The organism is Kribbella sp. NPDC004536 (genome assembly GCF_042873835.1).
Lineage (GTDB): Bacteria > Actinomycetota > Actinomycetes > Propionibacteriales > Kribbellaceae > Kribbella.
In genome coordinates this window covers 2322063-2344924 of sequence record NZ_JBIALY010000001.1, presented here as the reverse complement: position 1 = coordinate 2344924, position 22862 = coordinate 2322063, and the positions used below count along the sequence as shown (strand labels likewise).

Below are 22862 nucleotides of genomic sequence, written 5' to 3'. Positions count from 1 at the left end.
CGCTGACGCTACCAATCCACTCGCAGCGTCGTGCTCTTGGAGACCCCGTTCACCGTGACACCGAGCTGAGCCGTACCAGGGCGCAGTGCGGTCACCACCCCGGTGGCGGGGTCGTACGATGCGACCGCCCAGAACGGCGCGCTCTTCGCCGTACCGATGTGCATCGTCGCCGAGCCCCACCAGTCCGCCGACACCGGGAACGATACGGGGACCCGACGGCTGTCCTGTACGACGGTCGCTGCGGCCGTCCCGGTCTGTCCGCGACGGAGCGCAGCGGGCGCGGCGAGCTCCAGCGAGTCCACGTGCGGCCGCAGCTCGACCTGGAACCACGGCTGACCCGCAGTCTTCGAGATGCCGACCAGCGCCCAGCCGGTGAAGCCACCCGCATCCGGCGCGGCGGCCGGGCTCTTGCCGGAGTTACCGGTCAACGGCAGCAGTACGCCGTCAGTACGCGTCGCAGCGAACGTCCCGGCGTGACCGGCCATGTAGGCAGCGCCCTTGCCGGTCTTGGCGCGGAAGTCAGCCAGCCACTTCACGATCATCGCGGCTTCCTTGCGGTCGCCCAGTTGCGAGTTCTGCGTCGGCGACGGGTCGTCGATCGGGTGGTGCGCCATCACCACCACGTTCTTGATCGACCGGTCGACGGCCGCCGAGTCGAGCTGCTGACGCAGGTCGAGGATCTGGTCGAACCCACCGGCCCGGAGCGAGCCGAGCGACGAGTCGCGCAGGATGAACCGCGTGCCGTTGTGGTCGAACGTACTGGTCGCGGCGCCGAAGACCTTCTTCCACTCGGACAGGTCACCCGGTCCGTACGTCTCGTGGTTGCCCGGCACGTAGTGCACCGGGACCTCGCCCGCGACCTCCTCGTCGATGATCTGCTTGGCCAGCGCGATGTCCGGCCCGAAGGCACGGTCGACGAAGTCGCCGTTGATCACCAGGAAGTCCGGGTTCTGCGCGAGCGCCTCGCGGATCGTCCGGCGAGCCTGCTTCACGTAGTCCGAGTTCGGGTCGTCGGAGGTGAACTGCGCGTCCGACATCACCGCGAACCGCCAGCGGCTGCCCGTCACGACCGTGCCGTCGGTGACCACCATCGGGTCGATCACCTTGGCCGGCGGGGCCATCGTGACCGGCGGCGCGCTGCGGACGGTCAGGTCATCGACGACGATCCGCCCCGAGTACTGCCGGGTCGGCGAGGTCTCCACGACGTAGATCCGCCAGAACCGCAACGGGTACGTCAGTCCCGGCGGGATGTCGGCCTCGACGTACTTCCACCCGGTCCAGTCGACGGCGGCCGCCAGATTGAGCGTCTGCGCCGTACCGCCCGCGGCGTCGTACGCGTTCGCGCGCAGCCACGCGCCCTTGCCGTCGCCGTACACCCATGCGCCGAGCTTCTGCGGCTGACCGGGCAGCGTCTGCTGCGGGGTCTGCGAGAGGTACGCCGCGCGGGTGGCCGTGCTGCCCGTCAGCGAGTAGTCGAGCGCGATCGCCTGTCCGCCGTCGTGACCTTCGGCGGCGGACAGCGACGCCGTCGCCTTGCCCGCCGGTACGGCGTTCGCGGCCCACTTGGTGACGTCGTCGAGCTTGTCGACGACGGTGCTGGTCAGGCCGGCGGTGACGCTGAGTTGGGTGCTCAGGGCACCGACCTTCGCGGTGATCACGGTCGAGGTCGCCTCGCTGGTCAGCCCGTTCACCTCGAAACCGTTGCGCATAGCAACAATCTTGACGACGGTGGGGTCGTAGCTGAGCTTGACGTCGCGCGGCTCGATCCAGGTGCCGAACCCGTCCGCGTCGTACCCGTCGATCTCGAAGAAGCCCTTCGCGGTGGAGTCCGCGAGCGATACCTGGCGGGTCGACGGGGCGAGGCGGGCCGGCGTACCGAGGACGGTCATCGGGAACCTTCCGTTCGCGGTACCGCGGGTGGCGGTGACGATCACGTCGCCGGTGCGGCGGCCGGTGACGACGCCCTGCTGGTCGACGCGGACGTTGCTCCCGGCGTACCAGGCCGGCGTACCGGTGGCGGGCGCGTACGTCTCGTCGTAGCCGGTGGCCTTCAGCACCCGGCTCAGGCCGGTGAGGACGCGGGAACTGCGGGAGATGTCGGTGTCCGGGCTCTCGTCGGCGGTGCCGACGGACTCGACGCGGAAGCCCTTGAGCTTGCCGGAGCCCTTCGCCGGGACCAGGCCGAGGCCGTTCGGGATCAGCCGCTCGCTGCCGTCGGACGGGTCGTTGACGACGTCCGGCGCGGCCTTGCCCGGCGTCCGGGCGAGCATCGTCGAGGAGCCGCCGCCGTCCAGGTTCAGCGCGTCGTCGGCGCCGAGGCTGATCATCAGCTGACCCATTTCCTTCAGCGACAGCCCGCGCGAACCGGTGGCCCGGCCGTCCACGGTCAGCAGGATCATCCGGCTGCCGTCCGCGTCGAACCCGATCGCGGTCCGCGGCGCGAGGTCGGCGTCGGGTACGTCGGCCGGCACCTGGCCGTCCTTCGCCAGTTGGTAGTTGCCGCTGACCGCGGCCGCGACGTCGGCGGCGTCCGGGCGCAGGCCGTACGCGATGTCGACCTTGTCGCCGACCTGCAGCGCGGTCAGCGCGTCGGCACCCGCCTCGCGGCCGATCAGCGCCTGCTCGTTCGCGGCCAGCGGAGTGGTGGCCGGAGCAGTGGCGGAAGAGACGACCACTCCGTCGCGAAGGATCACCTCGCGGACGGTCGGCAGGCCGTCGACGGTCCGGGTCCGGGCCGCGTCGCCCCACTCCGGGGTGTAGAGGCCGATCCCGCCGGCGTTCACGGCCGGCGAGTTCAGGTTGGTCAGCTCGAGCTTGGTGGCGCCGTCGGTCGCCGTCCCTTGGAGGAAGAGCTGCGCGATCTTGCCGAGCCCGTCCTTGCCGATCACCGCGGTGTCGTTGTGGCCGTCGGCCGGTGCGTTCAGCAGCTTGCCGGACTCCACGCCGACACCGAGCGGAGCCGTCGTGTCGTTGATGTCGAAGAAGTCGCCGTTGACGCCCGCGATCGCACCCTTGCGGGCCAACTGCTGACTGAGCGGCTGTCCGCCGGAGACCTTGCCGCCGTTGACCAGGTCGACGGTCACGCGGTGCTTGTCGAGGTCGGTGTCGAGAATGTCCCCGCGCTGCCACCCCTTGGGGTCGAGCCGCTCGAACGAGGTGTAGTTCACGCCCGGCGCGACCGGGCTGTCGGAGCGCGAGGTCAGTACGCCGTTCTCGGCGATCGCGGCATCCGGGATGCCCTGGGTTCGACCGACCGCGGGACTGACCAGCACGCCGGCGAGCAGACCGCCCACGCCGATCGCTGTGGTCAAAGGACGGATGAGCGACACAGGAGCCTCCCCAACGGACGGACGCACAGGCGGTGACAAACTAACCGCTTACCATCCCGATCGGAAGGTCTTTCACCTGTTGTTTCAGCGGGGTTTGACGAACCCCGTCCGGTACGCGACCACGACAGCCTGCACGCGGTCCCGGATCCCGAGCTTGGTGAGCAGCCGCGCGACGTGCGTCTTCACCGTCGTCTCGGCCACCACGAGCTCGGCCGCGATCTCGGCGTTGGACAGTCCGCCGGCGATCAGCCGCAGTACGTCGAGTTCGCGCTCGGTCAAGGCGGCCAGCTCGGGCGGCATGCCCTGCGGCTCGACGGGTTCGACGTACCGCTCGACCAGCCGGCGGGTGATGGCCGGCTCGATCAGCGAGTCGCCGGTCGCGGCGGCCCGGACCGCGGCGATCAGCCGGCTGGACGGGGAGTCCTTGAGCAGGAAGCCCGCGGCGCCGGCCCGGAGCGCGCGGTACACGTACTCGTTCTGGTCGAACGTCGTGAGCACGATGACCGTCGGCGGGTCCGGCTGCCGGCGGATCTGCTCGGTCGCGGACAGCCCGTCGAGTTCGGGCATCCGGATGTCCATCAGGATCACGTCCGGCGCGACCAGCTGCGCCTGCCGGACGGCCTCCGCACCGGTGTCGGCCTCGGCGACCACCTCGATGTCACCCTCGGCCTCCAGGATCACCCGGAACCCGGTACGGACGAGCGTCTGGTCGTCGGCGACCAGCACCCGGATCTTGTCGGACACGAGCTGATTGTCCGTCATCCGTGCGGACGACGCGGATCATCCGCGCGGACGACGGCAATCGTCCTTGCGCCAGACGTCGGCGACGGCCACCCAAATCTACGTTCAGGACATGGCCCGGACTGAAAGGACAAACCGATGAACGAGATCTTCAAGGGAATCCGGCCCCTCGACTACGTACTGGCAGGCCTGATGACGGCCGGGGGCGTGGCGATGATGTACGAGAACACCGCCTCCCTGGACACCAACCTGCCGCATCCGCTGTCGACGACGACCTGGGCGATGGTGCCCGCGTTCCTGCTGGTGACGCTGCCGATCCTGTGGCGCCGCCGGAGCGTCCTCGCGGTCATCGGCATCACCGCGCTCGCGACAGTCGCGCATGTGGTCGCGTTCGGCTGGCTGACGCGGTGCGGGATCGTCCTGCCGCTGACGTTCGCCCTGGCGTACGCAGTCGCGCGGTTCGCCGGATCCTGGCGCAACCAGGCGACCGGGCTCGTCGGCATCGTCGTCATCCAGCTCGTGATGCTGTTCCGCGACTCGTCGATCGACTCCGTCGCGAGCGCACTGGCGATCGCGCTGCCCGGTGTCGCGCTCTTCTACGCGATCGGCGCGTTCGTGCAGAATCGAGTCACGAAGCAGTCCACTTCGCCGACGGCCGTGCACGCCTGAGCGGGACTGGTCGGTGGGGAGCAGGCCATGGGTGAGGTCTTCAGGGGAATCAAGCTCCGCGATTGGGGGATCGCGGGCGGCCTCACCCTGCTCGGCCTCGTGCTGATGATCGAGGACGTCCAGACGTCCGACGCCCAGGTGCGGGCCGCCATCGCGGAGGGGGCGATGGTGCACGCCCAGAGCTCGCACTCGCTCTGGATGCTCCCGGTGTTCGCGGCGGCGGCAGTTCCGGTGCTGTGGTGGCGGCGAAGCATCCTCGCCGTCGCCACGGTCTCCGTACTGGTGATGGCCGTGCACGACCTGTTGTTCGGGTGGGTGACCCGCTGCGGTGCGGGTCTCCCGCTGGCGTTCGTGATCGCGTTCCTCGGGGCGCTTGCGACCGAGCGGACGACCCGGTGGATCGTGTGCGGGCTGAGCGTCGTACTGACCGTGCTCGTGCTGGTGATCGACGCGACCACCGGCCCGAGCGCGATCGTGCTGGCGCTGCCGATCGTGTGCATCGTGTTCGGCGTCGGGCTGGCGGCCAGGCGGCGTACGGCGCTGAACCGGGAACTCGCGGACCGGGAGGCCGAGCTGCGGCAGCTGCGCGACGAACGGGCCGCGCTGGAGGTCGCCGACGACCGGGCCCGGCTGTCGCGGCAACTCGACGGGCTGCTCCAGGAACGGCTCGCCGGCCTGACCACCGCGGCCGAGTCCGCGGCCGGTCTCTCGCCGGCGGCGGCGAAGGCGGCGCTGGAATCGATCGAGTCCGGCAGCCGACAGACGCTGGACGACATGCGCGAGATCGTCGGGCTGCTGCGCGGCGACGACGTCGCGTTCGCGCCGGCGCCGACGGTCGCCCACCTCGACACGCTGCTGGCCAGGCTCCGTACGTCGAACGCGCGGCTGGTCGTCACCGGTGATCCGCGGGCGTTGCCCGCCACGGTGGAGGTTTCCGCGTACCGGATCGTCGAACACCTGGTGACCGCGCTGGCCGACGAGCCGATCCTGGTGACCGTACGGTTCGAGCCGGCCGCGCTCGAGATCCGGGTCAACGGGCAGATCGGCGAAGCGGCCGCGCTGAAGGCGGCCGTGGTCCGGGCCAAGGAACGGGCGAAGTTGCTCGGCGGATCGGTCGACGTGAAGGTCAGCAAAGGCCGCGCGGGAGCGGTCGCGCAACTGCCGGTGGCCGGCTGAGATGAACGCGCGCCGGCTCGAGCAGGTGGCGATCGTGGCGCTGGTCGCCGTGGTCGTCGCGCTGCCGACGGCGATCCACGGGTGGCCGACGACCGTACTCGGCAACGTGTTCGCCGGCGCATTGCTGGCGAGCGGACTGACGTTGTTGTGGTGGCGGTCCCACCCGCGTACGGTCGCGGTCGTCGGTGCGGGGTTGTTGCTGTCGACGGCGGTCCTGTCCGACTACGGGTGGTTCCCGGACACCACGTTCGCGATCCTCGCGTTGGTGACGCTGGTCGCCGCGCTCGGCTGGTCGGGATGGCCCGCCTGGGTCGCCGCGGGCGCGTTCACGGTGTTCCTCTTCACGATGTGGATCGTGCTCGGGGACCACACGGAGGTGCCGCTGGTGATGTTCAGCGTGCCGAGTTTCCTCGCCGGGACGGTCCTTCGGTTGCACCGGGAGTCAGCCGCGGAGCTGACGCGGCGCGGGCGTGAGCTGGAGGAGGAGCGAGAGCTGTTCGCGGAGCTCGCCGTACGGCACGAGCGAGCCCGGATCGCGTCGGAGCTGCACGACATCGTCGGGCACGCGATCAGCGTGATGGTGATCCAGGCGGCGGCCGGTCAGCGGCTGGTGGATCGGGATCCGGTCGGCGCCGAGCAGGTGTTCGCCGGGCTGGCCGAGTCCGCGCGGCAGGGCCACGAGGACCTCCGGCGGCTGGTCGAACTGCTCGGTGGTACGGCGGTCGGCGGGCCGGATCTGTCGCTGATCGAGGAGGTGGTCACGCGGGCGGCGCGGAGCGGGCTGGACGTGTCGTGCCGGTTCGAGGGGTCGCGGGACGGGGTGCCGGCGCCGGTGGCGCATGCCGCGTTCCGCGTCGTACAGGAAAGCCTGACGAACGCGCTGCGGTACGCACCGGGCGCGGCGGTGCGAGTCGTGGTGAACGGTGCCGGCCGGAACCTGACGGTCCGGGTGACGAACGGCGAAGCCATCCGGCAACGACCGCTCCTCGAAGGCACCGGCCATGGGTTGGCCGGGCTGCGCGATCGCGTGCAGGAGCTCGGCGGTCAGCTCGTCGCCGGACCGGTCGCCGGCGGCTGGCTGGTCGAGGCGACGATGCCCGGCCGGCTCGGTTCCTGCTGACCAGCCGTGCGGATCAGTCCGTGCTGACCGGGCAGCGCATCAGTTCGTGCTGACTGGGCGGCCGGAGACCTCCCAGGCGTGCATGCCGCCGTCGAGGTTGATCGCCTCGCGGCCGAGCTGGTTCAGGAACTGGGTGGCCATGCCGGAACGGCCGCCGACCGCGCAGACGCAGAGCACCTTCTGGTCCAGCGGGACCTCGCCGACCCGGTCCTGCAGTTCGCCGAGCGGGATGTGGACAGCGCCCTCGATGTGGCCGCGGTCCCACTCGTCCGGCTCGCGGACGTCGAGCACGAACGCCTCCGTCAGCAGCGCGTCGTCGAGCTCGCTCACCACGACCGAGGGAATCTCCTGGTTCCGGAACATGCCCCCAGCATGTCAGACGGTGACCAACTGGGCGCCGACCGGTTTCGGAAAGCCCGGTTCCGGAACTCGGGAAAAGCGTTGACAGCGGGGAGCCGGGGACGGACCGTGGCTCGGAGGGAGGCTGCGGTGGCGCTGATTCAGGGGATCCCGGGGGAGTTCGAACCGCAACCGTGGGGTGAGGCGATCCTGCGGAGTCGTGAGCTGTTGCTGCTGCGGATCGCACGCCGTCCGCCGGACCACGAAGTACGGCTGCCGGGGCTCGCGACGACGCCGCGGCACGTCGTCGAGGACGACACCGGCAAGGCGCTCACCTGGCGCCGCGACGGCGACGACCTGGTCGTCCGGCTGCCCGAGACCGGCGAACCGCCGACCGTCCGGGTCGCGCTCGCGGGCAAGCTGCGGATCGTCCCGCCGGACACGGTCACGGCGAACGCCGACGGCGTCTGGGACCTCACTCCGACCGGTACGACGGCCCACATGGTGGCGCGCCGCGCCGCTGACGTCGCCGTACGGTTCGTCGGCCTGGTCGAACCGGACAGCCGGCACCAGATCCGGCTCGCCGGCCGACGGTACGGCGTGACCGGTCACGAACTGACCCGCACCACGATCGGGCCGTTCCCGATGCCGGAAAGCCGGGTCGTACCGCTCGCCGTACCGGCCGGCGTACGGCGGGTCCTGGTCGCTCCGGTCGGGACCGTGCTGGCCTCGATCCACCCGGGCCGCGCCGAGCTCTCCGTCGTCGTGACGAACTTCGGCCGTACGACGGTCCGCGGTGAGGTCGAGCTCCCGCTGCCACCGGGCTGGTCGGCGGCAGCGCGGACGTGGTCGTTCGACGGCCTCGAGCCGGGCCGGTCGATCGTCTGGTTCACGCGGATCACCGGCGCAGGCTCGGCCGAACTACGGGCACGGCTGGACGCGGGGCGGCGCTCGGCGTCGTCACCGTACGTCGTACACCTGTGACCGCTTGCAATCCGAGAGCACTTCCCCTCTACTGGCAGTGATCGATCTACCGCCCCGATCGAGGAGTCACGCATGCGTAGAACGCCCATCCGCCTGCTCGCCGCCGGAATCCTGCTGGTCACCGGCGCCACTGTCACCCCGGCAAGCGCCGCACCGTCCCGCGACGCCACCACCGCTGTCAAAGCCCCGGCCCTTCCCACCAAGGCCCGGGCCGGTGCCCTCGACGCCACCGGGTACTGGACCGCCGAGAAGCTGCGGAACGCGATCCCAGCCGATCTTCCTGCCGGCACCGGAACCCCTGCAGAACAAGGGACTTCGAGCGGTATCGCATCCAAGCCGGTCGCACCCCGCGCCGGGTACAAGCTCGCGAACGACGCCGTACCGAGCACTGCCGGCAAGCTGTTCTTCACCGACAACGGGCTCAACTACGTGTGCTCGGCGTCGACGATCAACAACAACTACAAGAACCTGATCATCACTGCGGGCCACTGCGTACACAGCGGCCAGGGCGGCGGCTGGCACTCGAACATCGTGTTCGCCCCGGCGTACTACAACGGCCAGTCCGGGTACGGCCTGTGGAACTGGAGCCAGGCGCGGACCTTCAACTCGTGGATCAACAGCAGCGACTTCACCCACGACCAGGCGTTCGTCACGCTGCAGCAGCGCAACGGCGCGAACCTGATCGACACGGTCGGCGGCAACGGGCTGGTCTGGGGCAACAGCCAGACGCAGCCCGGTACGCGCATCTGGGGCTGGCCGGCCGAGGCGCCCTACAACGGCGAGGTGCCGTACTACTGCGACGGCAGCACGTACGCGTGGGGCGGCTCGGACGCGGCGCTGACGTGTTCGATGAACGGCGGGGCGAGCGGCGGCCCGTGGTTGAAGGACCGCATCGACGCGAACCTCGGGTACGTGTTCGCGGTGACGTCGCGCCGGACGACGAGCGGTACGCCGACGCTGCTGTCGACCCCGAACACGGCCGACGTCAAGACGATGTTCGATCAGATGACAACGTAGCTTCCTCGGTCTTCGCGGGCAGCCGCTTGCCGAGGTTGACGAAGAAGAAGATCAGGCCGAGGGTGATCGTGATGTGCCCCAGCCCGGAGATGCCGTCGAGCGCGGCGCCGGGCTGGTGGCCGAGTACGACCATCGTCCCGCGGAGCAGCATCATGCCGACGGTGAGCGCGAGACCCGCGTTGTAGACCCAGAAGAACGCGTTGAACAGCTTCCCGTCGGTCAGCGTGAAGAGCTTCTCCAGCGCGAGAACGATCAGGAAGAACAGCATCCCCAGCGCGAGGATGTGGGTGTGGACGACGCCGAGCTGCGAGTCGCCGGTGAAGTCCTTGGCCTTGGTCAGCTCGCGGTAGTACAGCCCGCTGATGAGCCCCAGAATCATGTAGACGTGTGCCGCCACGTAGATCTTCCGCATAAGCCGGGAACCTACTTCAGCAGCTTCGACAACCTTCGGTCGGCCAGCGGTTTGCCGCCGGTCTGACAGGTCGCGCAGTACTGCAGGGAGGAGTCGGCGAAGCTGACCTCGCGCACGACGTCACCGCAGACCGGGCACTTCTGGCCGGTGCGGCCGTGCACCCGCAGGCCGGACTTCTTCTCCGACTTCAGGTCCTGGACTGCCAGCCCGGCGGACCGGTCGACCGCGTCCTGAAGGGTTTCGCGCATCGCGTCGTACAGCGTCTTCAGCTCGTCGTCGGACAGGTTCGACGCCGGTTTGAACGGGCTCATCTTGGCCACGTGCAGGATCTCGTCGGAGTACGCGTTGCCGATGCCGGCGATCACGGACTGGTTCCGCAGCACGCCCTTGAGCTGGACGCGGCCCTCGCGTTTGAGGATCGCGCCGAAGTCGTCGAGCGACAGCGTGAACGGGTCCGGGCCGAGGCGGGCGATGCCCGGGACCTCGCTCGGGTCGCGGACGACGTACACCGCGAGTTTCTTCTGGGTGCCGGCCTCGGTCAGGTCGAACCCGGCGCCGTCGTCCAGCACGGTCCGGAGCGCGATCGGACCCTTGCCGGGCCGGACGAGCCCGGTGTTCTGCTCCTCTTTCCAGCGCAGCCAGCCGGCCCGGGCCAGGTGGATCACCAGGTGCACGCCCTGCGCCGAGATGTCCAGGAACTTCCCGTGCCGCTGCACGTCGTCGATCAGCAGCCCGACCATCGCGGAGATCGGCGGGTCGTACGTCTTGAGCGCGCTGATCGCGGTGATGTCCGCCCGGACGAAGGCATGCCCCACCGCGCGCTCCCGCAGGAACACAGCCAGCGACTCGACCTCCGGCAACTCAGGCATACCCCTAGTGTGCCCGACGCCAGGGACAGTTCCGGTGAATCACCTATGGAGAGGGGTTGTCACGGCCGGTAGCGTCGGGGGCAACAGACTAGGGAGGCCCTGATGGGGTTCGTGAAGACGTTGGTGAAGGGCGCCGTGGTCGCCAAGCTGGTTCAGGTCGCACAGCGTGAACTGAGCAAGCCGGAGAACCAGGAGAAGATCAAGCAGGCGTTCCAGAAGGTGCAACAGCGCCGCGCCCACTGAGGTAGAGGTAGGTCCACCCCGGAGGAGGACCCAGCGCGACTGCGTTTCGCGAGCTGCGCTGATGTGCTGGGGACATGGGCCAGGTACTGGAGCGGACGCGGATTCAGGACGTCGACGCGCTGCGTGGTTTCGCCCTGCTGGGCATCCTGGTCGTGAACATCACGTTCGCGGCGTCCGGGTATCCGATCCACGTCGCGGAGGACCCCGCGTACAGCTCCTGGCTGGACCACTCGGTGCGGTGGCTGTCGTCGGCGTTCGTCGACATGAAGTTCTACCTGCTGTTCTCGTTCCTGTTCGGATACAGCTTCCACTTGCAGATGCAGGCGGCTCAGCGAGCGGGCGCAGCCTTCCGGCCAAGGATGCTGCGGCGGCTGGGCGGGCTGCTGGTGCTCGGCGTACTGCATGGCGTCTTCCTGATCACCGGCGACATCCTGAGCGTCTACGCGATCATCGGGCTCGTCCTGCTCGCCATGCGTCGAGTGAAGGACCGTACGGCGCTAGTGGTCGCAGGAGCCATCTACGCGTACTTGTTCGTCACCCTCGCAGTCGCAGCGCTCTTCCTGGACACGTCGGCGGTACTGGACCCGTCCGCAGCAGTAACGGCAGCACAGGGGACTGCCGCGAACCTGGCGGGCTCGTTCAGCGATGTCATCGGCGAGCACCTCCGCGCACTGCCGACGTACGGCCTGTCGCTGCTCACAGTGCAAGGCCCCACGACCCTGGCAGCCTTCTTGATCGGCATGGTCGCCGGCCGACGCAAGCTGCTGCAGAACGTCGACGGCTCGGACGCCCTGCTCCGGCTGATCCAGCTGATCGGTTTCTCGATCGGCATCACCGGCGGAGTCGTCTACGCGTTCGGCGGGAACGGTGACACGAGGGCCGTGCTGATCAGCGTGATGACCGCGCCGTTCCTGACAGCCGCGTACGTCGCCTCGCTGCTACGGATCATGCACTCCGACCGCGGTGAGGACATCAGGCGGCTGCTTGCACCCGCCGGGCGCATGGCACTGTCCAACTACCTGGGGCAGTCAGCAGCGACGCTGCTGATCTTCACCGGCGTCGGGTTCGGACTGGTGGGACAGGTCTCGCCACTGGAGACCACGGGCCTGGCGGTCGGGATCTTCGTATTGCAGGTGATGCTCAGCCACATCTGGCTGAGCAACTTCCGGTACGGCCCGGTCGAAGGGGTGCTGCGGGCGGTCACCAACGCGACCGCCCCCAGCTGGCGAACTCAGGCGGCGTGACGGCCGTCGTGCAGGCGGGCGGCGCGGATGCTGTGCACCGTCCCGGTGGTCGAAGCAGGCTTGTGGGTGAAGGGCTTGGCCGTCGCGCCGAGCGCGAGCAGGTCGAGCTTGGTACGGGCAACGTCGCGGTCGTCGGCGACCCACGTGCCCCGCGGTCCGGCAGCCGGACCGCCTGCGTTGCGCCGGTTGCTGATCTCCAGGGCGGCGATCACGGCGATTACGAGGACTACGAGAAGAATGTATCCGGTCATGGCAGTAATCATTCTACCTCGCAGATCCTGCCACCAGTGGCGCTATTGACATAGTCCGATAAGATTCTGCCATGTTGCAGAAGATCGCGGTCGTGCTGATGGAGGACGTCGCCCTGTTCGAGTTCGGCGTGCTGGCCGAGGTGTTCGGACTGGACCGCACCGACGACGGTGTGCCGCCGTTCGACTTCAAGGTGTGCTCGACCACGCCCGGCGTCCCGATGGAGACCAGCACGCACTCCCAGGTGATCGCCCCGTACGGCCTGGAGGAGCTGGAGGACGCCGACCTGATCGGCATCCCGGCCACCACCTGGCGGCACGAGTACGACGAACGCATCCTGGACGCGCTCCGCCGGGCCGAGGCGCGCGGCGCGATCCTGCTGACGGTCTGCTCCGGGGCGTACGTCCTGGGCGCCGCCGGCCTGCTCGACGGCCGCCCGTGCACGACGCACTGGCGCTACATCGACCGGTTCATGGAGCAGTTCCCGAACGCGAAGGTCGACCCGGACGTGCTGTTCGTCGACGACGGCAACATCATCACCAGCGCCGGTACGGCGGCCGGCATCGACGCCTGCCTGCACCTGGTCCGGCGCGAGCTCGGCAGCGCGGTCGCGACCCGGATCGCCCGCCGGATGGTGGTCCCGCCGCAACGCGACGGCGGCCAGCGGCAGTACGTCGAGGTACCGGTCCCGGAGTGCTCCGCGGAGAGCCTGCAGCCGGTACTGAACTGGATGGTCGACAACCTCACGATCGAGCACACGGTCCCGGCACTGGCCCGGCGCGCGCAGATGTCGGAGCGTACGTTCGCCCGCCGCTTCGTCGCCGAGACCGGTACGACGCCGCTCAAGTGGGTCACCACCCAGCGCGTACTGCGCGCCCGGACGCTGCTCGAACAGACCCGGATGGGGATCGAGCAGATCGCCACCGAGTCAGGATTCGGGACGGCCGCCCTGCTCCGGCACCACTTCCGTAGGGTGGTGGGCGTGCCACCACAGGATTACCGCCGTACGTTCCAGACCGCCGGCTGATGGTCAGCTACCGCAACGCCGTCGCCGCCGATGCCCCTGCAGTCATGGAGTTCTGGGCCACCGCCGCCGAGGACTCGCACCGTCCGCCGGACTCCACCGACGCCGTCCTGCGGCTGATCGCGCGCGATCCGCAGGCGTTGATCCTTGCCATGGACAACGATCACGTGGTCGGCTCGATCATCGTCGGCTGGGACGGTTGGCGCTGCCACCTGTACCGGTTGGCCGTCGCGCCGACGCACCGCCGGCAGGGCATCGGCCGCGAGCTGGTCGCCCGCGCCGAGGCGAGTTTCGCGTCGTACGGCGGGACGCGCGCCGACGCGATGGTGCTCGACGACAACACCCAGGCGCACCGCGTCTGGTCCACGGCGGGCTACGCGCCGCAGCCGGAATGGTCCCGCTGGGTCAAGCCACTCTGATGTGAGGAAGGCATCACCGAGCCGATTTGCATCGCTACCCCACGCTCTGCCTAGGGTCACGAGGGGGTAACAAGCGATTCGGCATTGGAGTGGTTGTGACGACGCCGGACCGGCCCTCGGGCAGGACCGCACGCAGGCTGAGCTGGGACGTGGTGCGCGTCGTGGCGGTACTCGCGGTGATGTTCACGCACACGACGTACATGGGTCCGTTCCTGCATCCTGAACTCGGCACACCGCTGGGGAGGTACCCGTTCCAGGTCGGCGCCAGCGTCCTGCTGGTGATCAGCGCGTACTTCGTCTGCGTGACCGTCCGGAAGGGCTCCACGTCGAGGTGGCTGTGGCGGCGCGCCTGCCGGGTGCTCCCGCCGTACCTCGCCGCCGTGCTGGTCACGTACACGCTGCTCATCTACTTCGGACCGGACAACTGGATCCTGCCGACCCGGCGGGACCTGTGGGCCAACCTGACCCTGGCGGCGTCGTTCGACCCGAGCGTCCAGCTGATCGACGGTTCGTACTGGACGCTGCCGCTGCAGTTGATGGCGTTCGGGGCGGCGGCACTGCTCTGGCCGCGCGGCATCGGTCCACGGATCACCACGCTGTTGTGGATCATGATCGTCGCGCCGGTCGTACTGCAGTGGAACGGCCGGATCGACCACAGCCCGTTCTGGGTGGTGCAGGCGTGGAACGGCCTCGGTCTGCACCGGCTGCAGCTGTTCGCGATCGGTATCGGGATCTGGTTGTGGTCGCAGCGGCGGATCGGCGTACTGCATCTGTCCGCGCTGATCGTCGCGACGGTCTTCGCGCAGCACGCACACACGTCGGATCTGCCGTCGTCGCTCGGCATCGGCGTACTGCTGGTGCTCGTCGCACTCGCGGCCCGCGGTCCGGACTGGACCGTGTTCGCCCGGTTCCGGCGGCCGATCCGGTTCCTCGCGCGGATCTCGTTCGGGCTGTACCTGCTCAACCAGGTGGTCGGGTACCTGATCGCGTACCGGTTGATGGAGCTCGGCGCGGGCCGGCTCGCCCAGATCGCCGGCGCCTCGATCGGCGTGATCGGACTCGCCTGGCTGCTGACGAAGTACGTCGAGGAGCCGTCGTACCGCGCACTCGCCGCGCTCCGGGTCCGCGGCCTCGGGGCCCGGGCGTTCGCCTGGCTGAATACTTGACACCGGATACCCGGAAGCTAATACTCGATTTCGAGTAATCGAGATCGAGGAGTTTGTTATGGCCAGGCGTAAGGTCGGCAATCCGCTGGCGTTCGCTGTGCTCGGGAGTCTCGGCGAGCGGCCCATGCATCCGTACGAGATCTCCACGACGCTCCGGGCCCGTGGCAAGGACCAGAGCATCAAGGTCAACTACGGATCGCTCTACTCGATCGTGTCCAGCCTGGAGAAGCACGGCTTCATCGAGGCGTTGGAGACGGTGCGCGAGGGCAACCGGCCGGAGCGGACGGTCTACCGGATCACCGATGCCGGGCAGGCCGAGTTCGATGACTGGCTGGTCGAGTTGGTCGGTACGCCGACCCGCGAGTTCCACCCGCTGGAGGCGGGGCTGGCCTACCTGCCTGGTCTGCCGCCGGACCGGGCCGTCGAACTGCTCGAGCAACGGCTGGTCGCGGTCGACGGCGAGATCGCCGACACCGTCGCGATGCACGAGAAGATGACGGCGATCGAGTTCCCGCGGATCTTCTGGGTCGAGTCGGAGTTCCGGCTGGCGCTGCTGCGGGCGGAGTCGGCGTACGTGCACCAGCTGGTCGAGGAGATCCGCAGCGACCGGCTCGGCGGGTCCAACTTCTGGCGGATGGCGTGGAAGCACTACCTGGAGGAGGGCATCAGCCCGGCCGAGCAGTTGAAAGATCCGGTGAAGTACTTCGGGCAGGAGTTCGCCTGGATGCAGGCGATGCCGCCGGAAGCGCGTTAAACAGAGCGGCCCTCGATCCACGGTGCGGCAACACCAGGATCAAGGGCCGCGGTTCCTCGAGTCGGTCCGAAGACCTGGCACCCAAGGCGCATCCATCAGGATAGCCAGCCCGACGACCGGCTCCCGCACCCACAAGGGAGTCATCTGATGGCTACGCATGCCGTCGAAGCGGTCGACCTGGTCAAGACGTACCCGGCCGGCCGGAAGAATCCACCACTCCGCGCGCTCGACGGACTGACCGTCAGCGTGCCGGAAGGTGTCGTCCTCGGCCTGCTCGGGCCGAACGGCGCCGGCAAGTCCACCACCGTCAAGATCCTCACGACACTGTCCCGGGCCGACTCGGGCAGCGCACGTGTCGCCGGGTACGACGTCCAGCGCGAGCAGGACAAGGTCCGGCGCGCAATCGGGTACGTACCGCAGAAGTCCAGCTCCGATCCGATGGCGACCGGCCTGGAGAACCTCGTCCTGAGCGGGCGCATCTTCGGGTTGTCCCGTACCGACGCGGTTCAGCGCGCCCGTGACCTGCTGACGCGCTTCGATCTGGCGGAGCACGCCGATCGGCCGGTACGCACGTACTCCGGCGGCATGCAGCGGAAGCTGGACGTCGCGCTCGGTCTCGTACACCGGCCCAAGGTGCTGTTCCTGGACGAGCCGACCACCGGCCTCGACCCGGAGGCGCGGGCCGATCTGTGGAACGAGGTACTGCGGCTGTCGGGGCAGGAAGGGCTGACCGTACTCCTCACCACGCACTACCTGGAGGAGGCCGATCGGCTGGCCGGGCAGCTGGCGATCGTCGACCACGGCAAGATCGTTGCCGAGGGCACCCCGGAGATGTTGAAGGCGGCGCTGCGCGGGGACTCGGTACACGTCGAGCTGGTCGATCCGGACACCGACGGTTCCGTTCGTTCGCTGTTGCGACAGTTGCCGGGAATCGGCGAGATCGTTGTCGAGGGCAACACTTTGCGCGCGCGGGTCGACCGTGGCGCGACCGCCGTACCGGCTGTGCTGGGAGTCCTTGAGGACAAGGCGATTCCAGTGGTTGCGGTGACCGTGTCGAGGCCGTCGCTGGACGACGTGTACCTGCAGTACACCGGTCGTTCGTTCAAGGTTGCGGAGGAGGCGGCATGATCACGCACACCGGTCTCATTCTCGGGCGCTGGACGCGGGCATCGTACCGGCAGCCGGCGTTGATCGCGTTCACGCTGGTGCAGCCGGCGATCTGGTTGCTGTTGTTCGGGCAGCTGTTCCAGGGCGTCGTACACATCCCCGGGTTCGGCGACTCGTCGTACATCGCGTTCCTGACGCCGGGGATCGTGATGATGACGGCGTTGATGACGAGCGGCTGGAGCGGTACGTCGTTCGTCCAGGACATGGAGCGTGGCGTGATGGACCGGATGCTCGCGTCGCCGGTCAGCCGCGGCGGGTTGATGGCGGGGCAGCTGCTCAGCAACGCGACGACGACGTTCATCCAGACCGTGCTCGTGTTCGGGATCGGCTTCGCCGCGGGCGCCCGGTACGACGGTGGGGTCGGCGGTTATCTGGTGACGATCCTTGCGTCGGTGCTGGTGGGGCTCGGGTTCGGGTCGCTGTCGAACGCGGTCGCGCTGCTCACCCGGCAGCAGGAGGCGCTGATCGGGATCTCGCAGTTCGTGTCGCTGCCGCTCACGTTCATGTCGTCGATCATGATCGACCCGACGGTCGCACCGCACTGGGTGAACGTCGCGGCCCGCTTCAACCCGGTCGACTGGGCCACCATCGCCGCCCGCCAGTCCCTGGCCGCCTCCCCGGACTGGCCATCGGTCTGGCGCCACTGCGGCTATTTGCTGGCCTTCACCCTGATCGTGGGCTGGCTCTCCACCCGAGCCTTTCGCACGTATCAACGGTCAGTTTGACGCGTACCTGCCCCTCCTCTCTTTTCTTTTCTTTTAGTTTGAGGCGTACCAAGGCTTGATGATGTTGTCGATCAGCGCGAGGCGTTCGTCGAAGGGGATGAAGGCGGACTTCATCGCGTTGATCGCGAACCACCTGAAGTCGGTGAGGTCGTAGTCGAAGGCCTCCGCGAGCAGGGCGAGTTCGCGGCTCATCGACGTACCGCTCATCAACCGGTTGTCGGTGTTCACCGTGACCCGGAAGCGGAGCTTGGCGAGCAGCCCGATCGGGTGCTCGGCGATCGACGCGGCCGCGCCGGTCTGCAGGTTCGAGCTCGGGCACATCTCCAGCGGGATCCGGCGGTCCCGCACGTACGCCGCGAGCCGCCCGAGCTCGACCTTGCCGCCGTCGAGGTCGCCGTCGTGGGTGATGTCGTCGATGATCCGTACGCCGTGCCCGAGCCGGTCCGCGCCGCACCACTGGATCGCCTGCCAGATCGACGGCAACCCGAACGCCTCACCGGCGTGGATCGTGAAGTGCGCGTTCTCCCGCTGCAGGTACTCGAACGCATCCAGGTGCCGGGTGGGCGGGAACCCGGCCTCGGCACCCGCGATGTCGAACCCGACCACACCCGCGTCGCGGTACGCCACGGCCAGCTCGGCGATCTCCATCGACCGGGCCTTGTGCCGCATCGCCGTCAGCAACTGCCGCGCCACGATCGGCCGCTCCGCCGTCGCCATCCCGTGCTCGAACCCCTCCCGCACAGCGTCCACGACCTGCTCGAGCGTCAGCCCCTTGTTCAGGTGCTGCTCCGGCGCGTACCGAACCTCGGCGTACACCACCCCGTCCGCCGCCAGGTCCTGCACACACTCACTGGCCACCCGCTTGATCGCCTCAGCCGTCTGCATCACCGCAACGGTGTGATCGAACGTCTCCAGATACCGCTCGAGCGACCCCGAGTCCGCCGACTCGACAAACCACTCCCCAAGCTCCCCCGCATCCCCCCGCGGCAACACATGCCCCACTTCCCGAGCCAACTCGACCACAGTCCCAGGCCGCAACCCCCCATCCAAATGATCATGCAAAAGCACCTTCGGCGCCGCCACCAACAACTCATGACTGATCATGCGGCCATAGTGCCATCCGGCAAACGTTCAAGACTTGCGTGCGGGGTGGTGTCATCGTGGGTGGATGGTGAGGTGGTTGCGGGGGCGGCGGGAGTGGCGGTTTTTTGGGGTTTTGCCTCGGGCCGGGCGGGGGTTGGCTGTTGCCTGGTGGGTGTTGCTGGTGGGGCGCGGTGCGTTGCCGGCGGTGTTCGCGATTGCTATGGGGTGGTTGGTGGGGGCGGTTCAGCACGGGGATGCGCTGGGGGCGCCGCTGGGGTTGATGGGTACGACGTTCGTGTTGTTGCAGGTGTTGACGCCGGTGCATCAAGCCGTGAGCGCCAACCTGGGCAGTCGCGTGTCGTCGTACCTGAACGACGCGTTGGCCACGGCGTGTGTCGGCCCACCGGGGATCGGGCATCTGGAGGATCCGGAGCTGAGTGAGGACCTCGTCGTGGCGCGCGAGTTCGACCACGGGCAGACCGGGCCGCCGATGTACCTGAACGTCGACTTCGTCGCGGGCAGTCTGGTCGAGCTGGTCGGTGGGATCGCCTCGGCGGTCGTGTTGTTCGGGTTCAGCTGGTGGGCGCCGCTCGTGCTGGTCCTCGCGTGGGGCGCCACGCACTGGCTGCTGCGCGAGAGCGGTGTGTGGCGGGATCGCAACACCGACGAGGTCCGCTCGGCGCAGCGGCACGCCAACTACGCGTACGAACTCGCGGTCGAGCCGGGTGCGGCGAAGGAACTCCGGCTGTTCGGGCTCGCGGACTGGACGGTACGCCGGTTCACGGAGCGTCGCCGGCGCCTGTTCGAACTGCAGTACGCCGCGACCCGATTGCGGGAGCGACCAATGATCTGGAGCCTGCTGATCGTTGTGGTCGCCAACGGTCTGGTGTTCTGGGCGCTCGGTGCCGCGGCGATCGCCGGCGACCTCCCGCTGGATCGGCTGGTCGTGTTCGCGCAGGTGGCGATCGGCGTCGGGATGATCGCGTTCGGCGGCTTGAACTGGGCGCTCGACGGAGCGGCCGCGCCGGTCGTCGCCGTCGAGCGGCTCGAGCCGGCGATGGCACCAGCGGGAGCGTTGTCGTCAGGGCACACCACCGGAGGCCGCGGCGCGGTCGAAGTCCGGCTGAGCGACCTGCGTTTCGGTTATCCACAGGGTCAGCGCCAGGTGTTCGACGGGCTCGATCTGACCATCCCGGCCGGATCCTCGCTTGCCGTGGTCGGGCAGAACGGCGCGGGCAAGACCACGCTGGCGAAGCTGCTCTGCCGGTTGTACGACCCCGACTCCGGCTCGATCCACGTCGACGGCATCGACCTGAAGGACCTCGACGTCGACGCCTGGCGGACCCGGGTGGCCGCCGTCTTCCAGGACTTCCTCAAGCTCGAACTCCCGCTCCGGGACAACGTCGCACCGGCCGGCGCGCCCGAGGAGGACATCCGCGCCGCCCTCGCGGACGCCGGCGCCGCGGACCTCGCCGACCTGGACACCCGCCTCGCGACCGGGTACGGCGACGGCACCGACCTGTCCGGCGGGCAGTGGCAGCGGGTCGCCCTCGCCCGGGCGCTCTGCGCCGTACGCCAAGGAGCCGGTCTCGTCCTGCTCGACGAACCGACCGCGCAACTGGACGTCCGCGGCGAGGCGGCGATCTTCGACCGGATCCTGACCGCGACCCGGGACGTCACCACGATCCTGATCTCACACCGGTTCTCCACGGTCCGGCACGCCGACCGGATCTGCGTACTGGAGCACGGCCGCGTCGTCGAGCTCGGCAGCCATGACGAACTGATGGCGCTCGGCGGGCGATACCGGACGATGTTCGACCTGCAGGCACAGCGCTTCACGGCCGAGGTGGACGAGGAGGGACTCAGCTATGACACGCTCTGACGACCTGCCGAAGGCGATCCCCGCGATGTGGCGGCTCTGCAAGCTCGGGTACCAGCACGAGCCGTGGCTGTTGCTCGCGGCCTTCTTGATGACGCTGCTGGCCGCGGTACCGGACGCATTGCTGGCGTTGTGGCTCAAGCTCCTGTCGGACGGCGTACTGCACCACGACAAGCGGGCTGCACTACTAGCAGCGGGCGGACTCGCGTTGTCGGTGACCGCGACGTGGTTCCTGAGGACCGTGTCCACAAGGATCTCCCGTCGCTTCCGTGACCGCGTGACGATCATGCTGGAAGCACACGTCGCTCGCCTGCAGGCGTCGGTCGCCACGGTCGAGCACCACGAACGCCGTGACTACCTGGATCGCCTGTCAGTGCTCCGCAAACAGGTGTTCGTGCTGGACCACATGTACATGTCGCTGTTCTCCACGTGCGGCTGGATCCTGCGCCTCGGTGTCACGGTCGCTCTGCTCATGTCGATCCACCCAGCGCTCGTACTACTGCTCCTCTTCGCACTGCCGACGGTCCTCAGCTCCAGCTGGCGGCCAGGCGTCGAGCGTGAGGTCGAGGAGCGGTACGCCGCTCACTTCCGCCTCTCGCAGCACCTGTTCAAGACCGCGACCACCCCCGCTCCGGGCAAGGAGGTCCGCGTGATCGGCATCGGTCCCGACCTCGTCAGCGGCCGCCGGCGCGAATGGGAGCAGTGGTACCGCCCGATGGCCGCGGCCCGTTGGACCAGCGCGGTGTGGCACGCGATCGCGTGGGCGGTGTTCGGAGGCGCGTACGTCGGCGCGGTGCTGTTCGTCGCGTCCGGTCTGCATGGGTCCGTGGGACAGGTGCTGCTGATCCTCGCGGCCGGCGCGCGCCTGTCGTCGTACATCGGCGCGACCGTCGGCGAGATCGGCTTCCTGCGCGGCATCTGGCTGGACGGTTCGCGGCGGCTCGTCTGGCTGGAGAACTACGCGGCCTCGTTCGACCGTACGGCGGACCAGCCCGCGCCCGAGCGGCTCGACGACGGCATCCGCCTGGAACAGGTGTCGTTCTCGTACGCCGGTTCCGATCGGCCCGCGCTGGAGAACGTCGACCTGCACCTCCCGGCCGGCAAGGTGATCGCGGTCGTCGGCGAGAACGGTGCGGGCAAGTCCACGCTGGTGAAGCTGATCTGCAAGCTGTACGAACCGGCCGGCGGGCGGATCCTGCTGGACGACCAGCCGCTCGCCCGGATCCCCGCGGAGGCGTGGCGGGAGCGGATCGCCGGTGCGTTCCAGGACTTCTTCCGGTTCGAGTTCCGCGCGGCGCACAGCGTCGGGCTGGGCGACCTCCCGCGGCTGGACGACGTACCGGCGGTGACGACCGCAGTCGGCAGGGCCGGAGCGGAGGACGTACTGGAGCGGCTCGAGTCCGGATTGGACACGCAGCTCGGGTCGACCTGGCCGGACGGCGCGGAGATCAGCTTCGGGCAGTGGCAGAAGGTGGCGCTTGCGCGTGGGTTCATGCGGGACCGGCCGCTGCTCCTGGTCCTCGACGAGCCGACCGCCGCGCTGGACGCCGAGACCGAGCACGCGTTGTTCGAGCGGTACGCCGCGGCCGCGCGCAGCAGTACCGACGGGCGGATCACGATCCTGGTCTCGCACCGGTTCTCGACGGTTCGGATGGCCGACCTGATCGTGGTCCTGGACGGCGCCCACGTGGTCGAGACCGGTACCCACGACGAACTGATGGCCCGCAACGGTCACTACGCCGAGCTCTACCGGATCCAGGCGGCTGCCTACCACTAGCCGATCTTGAAGACCGGGACGCCCGGGGCGATGTGGTGCAGGACCTCGTCGGGGGAGTTCTTGTCCACGTCGCCGCTGAAGAACGTGCCGACCTCCCAGGCCCACTTCTTCAGGTACAGCCGGAGGGCGGGGATCTTGTCGGCGTCGGCGAGCTCCTCGGCGCGGAACGTCTCCACCTTGCCGCCGAGCTGCAGCCGGCCGGTGCCGCTGGCCCGCAGGTTCTTCACCCACTGGGTGTGCCCGCGCGGGGCGACCAGGTACCGCTGGCCGTCGATGATCAGCAGGTTCACCGGCGTACTGCGCCACTCACCGGACTTGCGGCCCTGGACCGACAACACCCGGCTGCCCATCAGGCTCAGACCGAGCTTCGTCAGCCGCGCCACGATCTTGTTGAACACACGCATGCTGCCCTCGTTGGCGGTGATCACGCGCTTGCTGTCGTAGATCTGCTTGTACTCGGTCATGGCGAGCTTCCT

General features: G+C 68.8%; 23 protein-coding genes. 15 read left to right on the top strand and 8 right to left on the bottom strand.

Annotated elements, in window-relative coordinates; translation table 11 throughout:
• Positions 1-8: 8 nt before the first annotated feature.
• Both ACFYRU_RS11670 and ACFYRU_RS11665 read right to left on the bottom strand, forming a co-directional pair.
• Positions 9-3329, bottom strand: coding sequence for a phosphodiester glycosidase family protein (locus tag ACFYRU_RS11670; RefSeq protein ID WP_387656297.1), 3321 nt, complete (start codon positions 3327-3329; stop codon positions 9-11).
• An 84-nt stretch (positions 3330-3413) separates the two neighbouring features.
• A complete protein-coding gene (locus ACFYRU_RS11665) occupies positions 3414-4073 on the bottom strand; it encodes a response regulator (protein WP_387656294.1) in 660 nt (219 codons plus the stop codon).
• Positions 4074-4208: 135 nt separating this feature from the next.
• On the opposite strand from ACFYRU_RS11665, the gene ACFYRU_RS11660 reads away from it, so the two are divergent.
• From ACFYRU_RS11660 to ACFYRU_RS11650, 3 genes are read left to right on the top strand one after another with little or no spacing between them, the layout of a single operon-like run.
• On the top strand, positions 4209-4739 hold the full coding sequence (locus tag ACFYRU_RS11660) for a hypothetical protein (protein ID WP_387656290.1): 531 nt from the start codon (positions 4209-4211) through the stop codon (positions 4737-4739).
• A 27-nt stretch (positions 4740-4766) separates the two neighbouring features.
• A complete protein-coding gene (locus ACFYRU_RS11655; RefSeq protein ID WP_387656287.1) occupies positions 4767-5915 on the top strand; it encodes a sensor histidine kinase in 1149 nt (382 codons plus the stop codon).
• Between the two features lies 1 nt (position 5916).
• Positions 5917-7035, top strand: coding sequence for a sensor histidine kinase (locus ACFYRU_RS11650; RefSeq protein WP_387656284.1), 1119 nt, complete (start codon positions 5917-5919; stop codon positions 7033-7035).
• Positions 7036-7074: 39 nt separating this feature from the next.
• Here ACFYRU_RS11650 and ACFYRU_RS11645 read toward each other — a convergent pair whose 3' ends face one another.
• Positions 7075-7398: a rhodanese-like domain-containing protein gene (locus ACFYRU_RS11645; RefSeq protein ID WP_387656281.1), complete on the bottom strand. Its 324-nt coding sequence runs from the start codon at positions 7396-7398 to the stop codon at positions 7075-7077.
• Between the two features lie 126 nt (positions 7399-7524).
• On the opposite strand from ACFYRU_RS11645, the gene ACFYRU_RS11640 reads away from it, so the two are divergent.
• Positions 7525-8358, top strand: coding sequence for a hypothetical protein (locus tag ACFYRU_RS11640; protein ID WP_387656279.1), 834 nt, complete (start codon positions 7525-7527; stop codon positions 8356-8358).
• A gap of 72 nt (positions 8359-8430) precedes the next feature.
• Entirely contained in the window at positions 8431-9375 is a 945-nt protein-coding gene (locus ACFYRU_RS11635; protein WP_387656276.1) for a trypsin-like serine peptidase, read from the top strand.
• Here the strand turns inward: ACFYRU_RS11635 and ACFYRU_RS11630 are convergent.
• Together ACFYRU_RS11630 and ACFYRU_RS11625 are read right to left on the bottom strand one after the other, a co-directional pair.
• Positions 9344-9787 carry a DUF2871 domain-containing protein gene (locus tag ACFYRU_RS11630; protein ID WP_387656273.1) on the bottom strand — a complete coding sequence of 148 codons (444 nt, stop codon included), beginning with the start codon at positions 9785-9787 and terminating at the stop codon, positions 9344-9346. The genes ACFYRU_RS11635 and ACFYRU_RS11630 overlap by 32 nt on opposite strands.
• Before the next feature lie 11 nt (positions 9788-9798).
• Entirely contained in the window at positions 9799-10656 is an 858-nt protein-coding gene (locus ACFYRU_RS11625; protein ID WP_387656270.1) for a DNA-formamidopyrimidine glycosylase family protein, read from the bottom strand.
• 102 nt (positions 10657-10758) lie between these two features.
• Between ACFYRU_RS11625 and ACFYRU_RS11620 the strand changes: the two genes are divergently transcribed.
• Entirely contained in the window at positions 10759-10899 is a 141-nt protein-coding gene (locus ACFYRU_RS11620) for a hypothetical protein (RefSeq protein ID WP_387656267.1), read from the top strand.
• A 74-nt stretch (positions 10900-10973) separates the two neighbouring features.
• Positions 10974-12143, top strand: coding sequence for a DUF418 domain-containing protein (locus tag ACFYRU_RS11615; RefSeq protein ID WP_387656264.1), 1170 nt, complete (start codon positions 10974-10976; stop codon positions 12141-12143).
• Here the strand turns inward: ACFYRU_RS11615 and ACFYRU_RS11610 are convergent.
• Positions 12131-12394, bottom strand: a complete 264-nt coding sequence (locus ACFYRU_RS11610) for a hypothetical protein (protein ID WP_387656261.1) — start codon at positions 12392-12394, stop codon at positions 12131-12133. The genes ACFYRU_RS11615 and ACFYRU_RS11610 overlap by 13 nt on opposite strands.
• A gap of 71 nt (positions 12395-12465) precedes the next feature.
• Here ACFYRU_RS11610 and ACFYRU_RS11605 point away from each other — a divergent pair, with 71 nt between their 5' ends.
• From ACFYRU_RS11605 to ACFYRU_RS11580, 6 genes are all read left to right on the top strand, one after another.
• Entirely contained in the window at positions 12466-13419 is a 954-nt protein-coding gene (locus ACFYRU_RS11605) for a GlxA family transcriptional regulator (protein ID WP_387656258.1), read from the top strand.
• Positions 13419-13835, top strand: a complete 417-nt coding sequence (locus tag ACFYRU_RS11600) for a GNAT family N-acetyltransferase (RefSeq protein ID WP_387656256.1) — start codon at positions 13419-13421, stop codon at positions 13833-13835. Before ACFYRU_RS11605 ends, ACFYRU_RS11600 begins: the two co-directional genes overlap by 1 nt.
• Before the next feature lie 95 nt (positions 13836-13930).
• Positions 13931-15001 (top strand): acyltransferase family protein, encoded by a 1071-nt coding sequence (locus ACFYRU_RS11595; protein ID WP_387656253.1) that lies wholly within the window; start codon positions 13931-13933, stop codon positions 14999-15001.
• Between the two features lie 58 nt (positions 15002-15059).
• A complete protein-coding gene (locus ACFYRU_RS11590) occupies positions 15060-15755 on the top strand; it encodes a PadR family transcriptional regulator (protein ID WP_387656250.1) in 696 nt (231 codons plus the stop codon).
• A gap of 147 nt (positions 15756-15902) precedes the next feature.
• Positions 15903-16883: an ATP-binding cassette domain-containing protein gene (locus ACFYRU_RS11585; RefSeq protein ID WP_387656247.1), complete on the top strand. Its 981-nt coding sequence runs from the start codon at positions 15903-15905 to the stop codon at positions 16881-16883.
• The gene (locus ACFYRU_RS11580; RefSeq protein ID WP_387656244.1) at positions 16880-17647 is read left to right on the top strand and encodes an ABC transporter permease; all 768 of its coding nucleotides are present in this window, start codon (positions 16880-16882) and stop codon (positions 17645-17647) included. The genes ACFYRU_RS11585 and ACFYRU_RS11580 overlap by 4 nt, the downstream gene beginning before the upstream one ends.
• A 33-nt stretch (positions 17648-17680) precedes the next feature.
• Here ACFYRU_RS11580 and ACFYRU_RS11575 read toward each other — a convergent pair whose 3' ends face one another.
• The gene (locus ACFYRU_RS11575) at positions 17681-18751 is read right to left on the bottom strand and encodes an adenosine deaminase (RefSeq protein ID WP_387656241.1); all 1071 of its coding nucleotides are present in this window, start codon (positions 18749-18751) and stop codon (positions 17681-17683) included.
• Between the two features lie 160 nt (positions 18752-18911).
• On the opposite strand from ACFYRU_RS11575, the gene ACFYRU_RS11570 reads away from it, so the two are divergent.
• Positions 18912-20612, top strand: coding sequence for an ABC transporter ATP-binding protein (locus ACFYRU_RS11570; RefSeq protein WP_387656238.1), 1701 nt, complete (start codon positions 18912-18914; stop codon positions 20610-20612).
• Positions 20599-22386 carry an ABC transporter ATP-binding protein gene (locus ACFYRU_RS11565; protein ID WP_387656235.1) on the top strand — a complete coding sequence of 596 codons (1788 nt, stop codon included), beginning with the start codon at positions 20599-20601 and terminating at the stop codon, positions 22384-22386. The genes ACFYRU_RS11570 and ACFYRU_RS11565 overlap by 14 nt, the downstream gene beginning before the upstream one ends.
• Here ACFYRU_RS11565 and ACFYRU_RS11560 read toward each other — a convergent pair.
• Positions 22383-22850, bottom strand: a complete 468-nt coding sequence (locus ACFYRU_RS11560) for a nitroreductase family deazaflavin-dependent oxidoreductase (RefSeq protein ID WP_387656232.1) — start codon at positions 22848-22850, stop codon at positions 22383-22385. The genes ACFYRU_RS11565 and ACFYRU_RS11560 overlap by 4 nt on opposite strands.
• Positions 22851-22862 lie beyond the last annotated feature (12 nt).